This is a genomic window from Neochlamydia sp. AcF95, assembly GCF_018342455.1.
GTDB lineage: Bacteria > Chlamydiota > Chlamydiia > Chlamydiales > Parachlamydiaceae > Neochlamydia.
Genome location: NZ_JAEMUC010000035.1, coordinates 1 through 7,898 on the forward strand (window position 1 = coordinate 1; position 7,898 = coordinate 7,898).

The 7,898-nt window shown below is 38.0% G+C and carries 4 protein-coding genes and 1 pseudogene; 3 read left to right on the forward strand and 2 right to left on the reverse strand.

All coding sequences use genetic code 11. The features are described from left to right. Positions 1 to 638, forward strand: a 638-nt coding sequence (locus NEOC95_RS03430; protein ID WP_502710272.1) for a leucine-rich repeat domain-containing protein, incomplete at its 5' end; no start/stop codon positions are given. A gap of 291 nt (positions 639 to 929) precedes the next feature. Here the strand turns inward: NEOC95_RS03430 and NEOC95_RS03435 are convergent. Next, on the reverse strand, positions 930 to 1,679 hold the full coding sequence (locus tag NEOC95_RS03435) for a glycosyltransferase family 2 protein (protein ID WP_166157685.1): 750 nt from the start codon (positions 1,677 to 1,679) through the stop codon (positions 930 to 932). A 618-nt stretch (positions 1,680 to 2,297) separates the two neighbouring features. Between NEOC95_RS03435 and hemB the strand changes: the two genes are divergently transcribed. Next, positions 2,298 to 3,323: a porphobilinogen synthase gene (gene hemB, locus NEOC95_RS03440; RefSeq protein WP_166157682.1), complete on the forward strand. Its 1,026-nt coding sequence runs from the start codon at positions 2,298 to 2,300 to the stop codon at positions 3,321 to 3,323. A 574-nt stretch (positions 3,324 to 3,897) separates the two neighbouring features. Further along, a pseudogene (locus NEOC95_RS03445) lies at positions 3,898 to 6,295 on the forward strand (phosphoketolase family protein). 201 nt (positions 6,296 to 6,496) lie between these two features. Here NEOC95_RS03445 and NEOC95_RS03450 read toward each other — a convergent pair. Further along, positions 6,497 to 7,483 carry a glycosyltransferase gene (locus tag NEOC95_RS03450; protein WP_166157676.1) on the reverse strand — a complete coding sequence of 329 codons (987 nt, stop codon included), beginning with the start codon at positions 7,481 to 7,483 and terminating at the stop codon, positions 6,497 to 6,499. Positions 7,484 to 7,898: the final 415 nt, after the last annotated feature.

Below are 7,898 nucleotides of genomic sequence, written 5' to 3' on the forward strand. Positions count from 1 at the left end.
CTGCCCTTGCCTCTCTTAATTTAAGCTACAATCAGCTGACCTTTCTTCCTAAAGAAATAGGACAATTGACCCAGCTGCAAAACCTTAATTTAAGTCAAAACTCCCTTACCTTTCTTCCTAAAGAAATAGGCCAGTTTCTTCGGTTACTTGCCCTTAATTTAAACGAAAACCAGCTCATCTCTCTTCCAAAAGAAATAGGTGACTTACATTGGCTGCGACATCTTAACTTAAGTAACAATCATCTCGTCTCTCTTCCAAAAGAACTCCAGCAGCTGTCGCAGCTATATTCACTTAACTTAAATCAAAATCAACTATCCTTTCTTCCAAGAGAAATAGGCTTGATGCCTCGTCTGGGGTGGCTTTATCTAAACTACAACCAATTGACCTCTTTTGTTATGGAAAGCGGCCTATTCTCTCAGTTGTATTCTCTTAGCTTAAGTCATAACCAGCTTACCTCCTTTGTGATAGCAATAGATCAGATTTTTCCCATGCAAAACCTTGATTTAAGCTATAACCACCTCGCCACCCTTCCTGCGCAAATAGACCAATTACCTCAACTTCTCACCCTTAAGACACAAGGAAATCCACTCGAAAATATTTCAGAGGAAATAAGGCAGCGCTTTCTAACATTAGAATAATAGACCTTGTTTTAATATTAAGATGAGCTAAAAAGAGATGAAAGGTTTTTGCTAGCCATGGAGTAGGCCAATGAAGATAAAATTTTTAGCGTCGTATTTTTCTTACTCTTATCCGCTTAAAAAAAATTTAGCCTATCTATTTAAATCCTTGGCAAGCTGTTTTTCTCCTTAGCGAGAGTCCTTTTATAAATTGCGGGGCTGCATAAGAAGTAGCGCAAAAGTTTATTGTCCTCAATTAAAGATTAAAAAGTCTAAATCCGCATTTTTATTTTTTCTATCTTGGGAATGGATTTAGCCATCTTTACGATTAGCTTCATAAAGTTTAAGATATTTATAAAAAGCGGTATGCCCGTTATAGGCAGAGATTACAAACCCCTCATATCCACCCATAAAGCCTCTTTTAAGGATATAACTCTTAAAAAAAGAAAAGATACCATGCGTCAAAGCTTTAGATAAGGAAGCAGTTTTTTTACCTTTATTCTGCTCAGCAAATAATGTCGAATAGGTCTGCATCTTACTTAAAAAGTCAGCGATAGAATGATAAGAATAATGAATAAGTGGGCTGTTTAAAGCTATATGTTGCATATGCTTGACAATAATAGCTTCATGAACTTGCACATTAGTAAAGCTTGTTTCTTTTTTATTATATAACCTATATTGGCGATCGGGATACCAACCGCACCAGCGAATAAACTTATTATTAAAATAATTATGGCGTGGGAAAGAATAAACTACTTTTTCTTGCAAGGAAGTTGCTAAGATCTCTTTTATCATCGCTGGTGTCACAAGTTCGTCACTATCTACAGACAAGATCCAATCATGTTTTGCATAAGCAGAGGCCTTGTTATGAGTAGGACCAAATCCTTCAAAAGTAGCTAAGATAACGCGCACATTAGAGTAATTTTTTGCTATTTTTATAGTATCATCTATAGATCCTGTATCATAAAGTAGGACTTCATCAAAAAGGCTTACGCTATCTAACACTTGAGCCAGGTATTGGCAGCTATTCTTGGTCAAGATAGTGACTGAAATAGGTATCATGAGATCCTCATATTTTAATTTTTTAATGCTTTTTTTATTTTTTCTAGCTCGCCTATCTTCCCTATTCCTATTTTCATCTTAAGATGGCAAAAATTATCCTTTTAAAACAGCTAAAGCTAAGCCTTTATAACTTTTCATGCTTCAAGGGTCAATCTCTCCTCCTCTCTTAAAAGGATTTAACCACAAGCCAAGACAAAAATCTATTTCTTGAAAACAGTTTTCAATAATTGATTTTCTAATCATGCTTTTTAGTAGATTAAACAACACCTAAAGGTAGGATCTAACCCTTCTGCCAAAGAAGTAAGCTTTCTACGCAGGTGCTAAGCGTTTCATTTCAAAAGTAAAGTAAGAACCGCTAAGCTTTTTAAAAAAATTATCGATGGATAGCCAACAGGAATACAAAGCTTTTATCTTACTAGGAAGATTTATATTCTCTTTCCTTGGAGCTTGTAAGCCTTCAATAGTTTCTCATTTGTTTGCTCCATCATAAGATTCCTTAGGCTCATGGGTCAAAATAAATCTCATCCATATTGACAGGGATTAGCAGCTTCTATATTTTTTCGTAGTATAAAGATTACAAATGCCTAGAGAATATGCCAAATATTGAGGAAAGCTATCATGCGTCCATTACTCCCAGACTCCCTTATTAGCAGCCATCATGTCGATTTAGCCATTCGCCCTCGTCGCAATCGTAAAAGCCCCGCTATACGCTCTCTTATCCAAGAAAACCATCTTCTTCCTCATCAGCTGGTGGCTCCCTTGTTTATCCTAGAAGGCCATCAGCGCCAAGAGATGATTACCAGTATGCCTGGCATCTCCCGTATTTCCGTGGATCTGCTTGTCAAAGAGGCCATTGAACTCTATCAACTAGGTATTCGCGCCATTGATCTTTTTCCTGTTATTCCTGAAGAAAAAAAAGATAGCCTAGGTAAAGAAGCCATAAATCCTCATAATTTACTTTCTCGAGCTATACAAGCCTTAAAGCAAGCGATTCCTGAGATGTGTGTAATAGTCGATATTGCTTTAGATCCATACACTAATCATGGTCATGATGGAATTGTAAACGAGTCAGGCCATATCCTCAATGACCCTACCCTTTACATGCTTGGAGAGATGTCTATCCTTGCGGCACAAGCTGGTGCCGACATTGTTGCACCGAGTGATATGATGGATGGGCGTGTAAAATACATCCGCGAAAGTTTAGATAAAGCAGGCTTTAAAGAGGTAAATATTTTATCCTATGCCGCCAAATATGCCTCCTCTTTCTATGGCCCCTTTCGTGAAGCCCTCCATTCTGCTCCTAAATTTGGTGATAAAAAAACCTATCAAATGGATCCTGCCAATAGCCGAGAGGCCATTCTTGAAGCTATTTTAGATGAAGCGGAAGGGGCGGATATGCTTTTGATCAAACCTGCTTTAGCTTACTTAGACATTATCTCTATTATCCGTAAAAAAACTCTTCTTCCTCTTGCTGCTTATCATGTGAGTGGGGAATATGCCATGGTCATGGCTGCTGCGGAAAAAGGATGGCTAGATGCAGATAAAGCTTTTATGGAAAGCCTTTTATCCATCAAACGAGCAGGTGCTGATTTTATTCTTACCTACGCTTCAAAAAGAATCGCTCGTTTAATTAAGATGCAATAGCCTTTTCCTTGTATTTTTTTCATGCCCTTAACGATTGAAGATAGAGGATAAGAGATTAAACTTCTTTAACTTTTTCCTTAAGCTAGTGCAGGAAAAGAAGTAAATGAGATGAGGTTAGACAGCTGATTGAATACAAAACTACTAAGCTTTAATTCAGCCTCCTCCCTTTAAAAGATGCAAAGAAAAAATAAGCCTACTTTACTAGCTTGATAAATAAATTGGGGTAAGGATCTTTTTAGCAAGGCGATAGCTTATCTTTCTACTTGCAGCTCTTTTTATGCTCTTCCTCTTTATTAAGCTTTAAGAATAATTGCGAAATTTTTTCCTCTTTTTTCTGTTTATTTTTGTTAATGCTCAGCCTATCTTTACATCCTTCGCTTAAATGGAGGGCCTTAATCGCTAGCACTACCTTCATTCTCTTTACCCCCATCTACGTTTGATTATTAGTGGCTTAAAAAAAATTTTCAGTTATTTTATTTAAACTTCAACTACAGCTTTTCTTTAATCCTCCATTGAATTAAATAAATTAGTAATTGCATGAATAAAATAATTACAGGATTTTTAAGGAGAAAGTATGGTAAGAGAAATTCCTAGTACCATTTGCCAAGGCGGCCCCTTAACAGAGGAAGAGCTTTATAAAATGGATGCTTATTGGCGGGCAAGTAATTATCTCTCTGTTGGGCAAATTTATCTGCTTGATAATCCTCTCCTTAAACGTCCCCTTACTATTGAAGATATTAAGCCTCGCCTGTTAGGTCACTGGGGAACAACCCCGGGCTTAAATTTTATTTATGTGCACCTAAATCGCCTGATTAAAGCTAAAGATTTGAATATGATTTACTTAGCAGGACCGGGTCATGGCGGTCCAGGCTTGGTAGCTAACGTCTATTTGGAAGGAACCTATAGTGAATATTACCCTAATATTTCTTCCGATGAAGAGGGCTTAAAAAAACTTTTTAAACAATTTTCTTTTCCTGGGGGAATACCTAGCCATGTAGCCCCCGAAACTCCCGGCTCTATTCATGAAGGAGGAGAGTTAGGTTATGTACTTTCTCATGCCTACGGGGCTGTTTTTGATAACCCCGACCTTATTGCGGCATGCGTAGTGGGAGATGGAGAAGCAGAAACAGGGCCTCTTGCCGCCTCCTGGCATTCTAACAAATTTCTTAATCCCGCAAAAGATGGTGCTGTTCTTCCTATCCTTCACCTCAACGGATATAAAATAGCTAATCCTACTCTCCTAGCTAGAATCAGTCCTGAAGAGCTAAAGAGCCTTTTCGAGGGATATGGCTACAAACCTTATGTAATCGAGGGTTCCGATCCTCAACAGATGCATCAAAGTATGGCTTATACACTTGACATTGTCATAGCAGAAATTATGAAAATTCAAGAAGAGGCGCGTAAAAACAAACTTATCGAGCGTCCACGTTGGCCTATGATCATTCTTAAAACTCCTAAAGGGTGGACAGGACCGCAAGAGGTCGATGGTAAAAAAACTGAAGGATTCTGGCGCTCCCACCAAGTTCCTTTATCCAATATGGCTGTTAAACCTGCCCATGTACAGCAATTAGAGAAATGGATGAAAAGCTATCGTCCTGAAGAGCTTTTTGATGAAAATGGAAGATTCCTCGCTGAGCTTGCGGCTTTAGCTCCTCAAGGAAAACGTCGTATGGGAGATAATCCTCATGCTAATGGAGGCTTACTCCGCAAAGAATTAAAAATGCCTGATTTCCGCGAGTATGCCCTTAAAATTGAAAAACCTGGTCAGGTTGAAGCTGAGTCCACTCGTATCGTGGGAAAATTCTTACGCGATGTCATGAAAAGCAACCTACATAACTTCCGCGTGATGGGTCCTGATGAAACGGCTTCCAACCGCTTAGATGCCATCTATGAGGTCTCAAAAAAAAGTTGGATGGCTGATTATCTGCCCGAAGATAAAGACGGTAGTGAGTTATCTGTCGAGGGGCGCGTGATGGAAATATTAAGTGAACATACATGCATGGGCTGGCTAGAGGGCTATGTTTTAACAGGAAGGCACGGTTTCTTTTCTACTTACGAGGCTTTCGCTCATATTATAGATTCTATGTTCAACCAACATGCTAAATGGCTACATACCACCACCTCCTCTATCCACTGGCGCGCCCCTATTTCATCGATTAACATTTTGCTAAGCTCCCACGTTTGGCGACAAGATCACAATGGTTTTTCCCATCAAGACCCAGGCTTTATTGATCATGTGATGAACAAAAAAGCTGAAGTCGTACGTGTCTATCTTCCACCTGATGCTAATACCTTATTATCTGTTACCAATCACTGTTTACGTAGTAGAAACTATGTGAATGTAATCGTTGCAGGCAAGCAACCAGCATTGCAATACTTAGGACATGGAATCTGCTATTAAACATTGCACAGCAGGCATAGGAATTTGGGAATGGGCCAGTAATGATCGCGGACATGTTCCTGATGTGGTGATGGCTTGTGCGGGTGATGTGCCTACCTTAGAGACTCTAGCGGCTGTAGATATTCTTCGCCAGCAAATCCCTGATCTAAAAGTTCGAGTAGTTAATATTGTCAATTTGATGAAGCTTCAAAATCCCACTGAACATCCGCATGGATTATCTGATAAAGATTTTGATGAATTATTTACCACGGATAAACCGGTCATTTTTGCCTATCATGGTTACCCTTGGCTCATTCATCGACTTACCTACCGCAGAACTAATCATGAGAATATTCATGTGCGTGGCTATAAAGAAGAAGGTACCACTACGACCCCTTTCGATATGTGCGTGCGCAATCAAATCGATCGCTTTAGCCTAGTGGGAGACGTGATCGATCGAGTACCCAAGTTAGGCTATCTAGCAGCCTATATTAAGCAAGATATCCATAATAAGTTTATCGAACATGAAGAATATATCACTAAATATGGAGACGACATGCCGCTTGTTCGTCAATGGAAATGGCCATATTGATATAAATACAATGCCAGAAGATGGCAGGCACTTTAAAAAGGCATATTGTTACCTGAAAAAGAGTACACTGCTTATTACCTTACTTATGATTTAAGTACATACTTTAAGCATACATTTTTAAGTGCATAAATAGGCAAAAAGCCGCTTGAACAAATAAGGCAGATAGCATTCATTCGTTCCCTTTGTCTTTAAAAGTGCTTTTTATTTAACCCTATCTATTAATTTTTTTAGGTTGTTAATAAATTGGGAGGTTTTCTTTAAATACATGGCTCTATTTTCTAAACCTATTCTCCTTAATTCTTCGATACGCAACTCTTTTAGATTGTTAATAACCACCTCAAGCTGTATCGGATCCACATAGTAGTTTGTTCCTAATAATTGTGGGCTGCAATCCTTGAAGGGAACAAGGCAACGTGGATCCTTGATAAATTCATTCATGGGAGGAGCATCTACGGTGACGACTACCGCCCTAGTTGATAAGGCTTCCATAATATAATGCCCGAATCCTTCCGTTTCACTGAGACATAAATGAATTCCACAGCTATTTTGTAAATCTCTTAGTATAGGCTCTTCGACCCGGTGAGTAATCCAGTGCAAGTTAGCTTGACGCGGTCTAACAGCGCAAAAATGTTTAAGGATAATTAATAAAGGAAAAGAAGTATTACGTAACCAGCTATCCACTATCGGCTGCGTTCCTTTCTGCTCGCTTCCTCCTGCTAAATGAAAAAACAAAGAAAAGTTTTTTTTTATATGGGAGAGATAACAATCATGGCTTGTAAAGCCTAAGAAAAAACATGGGAGTTTTAAGTTTTCAAAAATTCTTTGTGTTTCTTGAGTACGACACAGAACAAGATCTATTAGGTCTAAAAGTTCTAAATCTTGCGTATACCATTCCGCATTAGGAATAAACCAATTGAGGGAAGCATAAGGAAGCCATAAAGGATTGATAGACTGAAAAAATATATTAATATCTACTTCAGAGGTATGGGGCTCATCATATATATTTCCTAAGTAAACTTGATGTCCCAGCTCTTTAAGAGCACTGCTAAGGATTTTTTGGTCTGCTTCCAATCCCTTTCCATTCAACTCGCTCAATATATTAAACTTAAGTTCGACAGTTTGAACTGAAGAAAGCGTTAATAGCCAAAAGCTTATTAAAAACCCTAGCTCTACCATTATTTGATACATATCCTTTAACCTAAGAAAAGTCTCTTTAAAAAAAGAAAATAGGAAAATTAAGACTGAAGAGGTAGCGATCCTTTTTTCCTTTTTACAAACTTATATCCTATATGAATAATATCGAAATTAAGGAAAAGAGATTTTTTATCTTACAAACGCGCCCCTTTCTTACCCTAGCTAATTTAGGCAACCAAGCTTTATATAAAGCTTTTCTATACCTGTTTTTTAATTTCTTTCTTTTTTATCGTGCCCTTTGACTTTAAAAAGCAGGATTGAGAGATATTTACAGAAAGGCTAGCAAGATACCTAAGCAATCTATATAGCTATACTCTTCTAAAGAAAGCTATTATAAATAGTCCAACCTGATTTACCCTAAAAAACTCCATCATTGCATCAATTTTAAAAAGAAAAAATGTAAATTTCC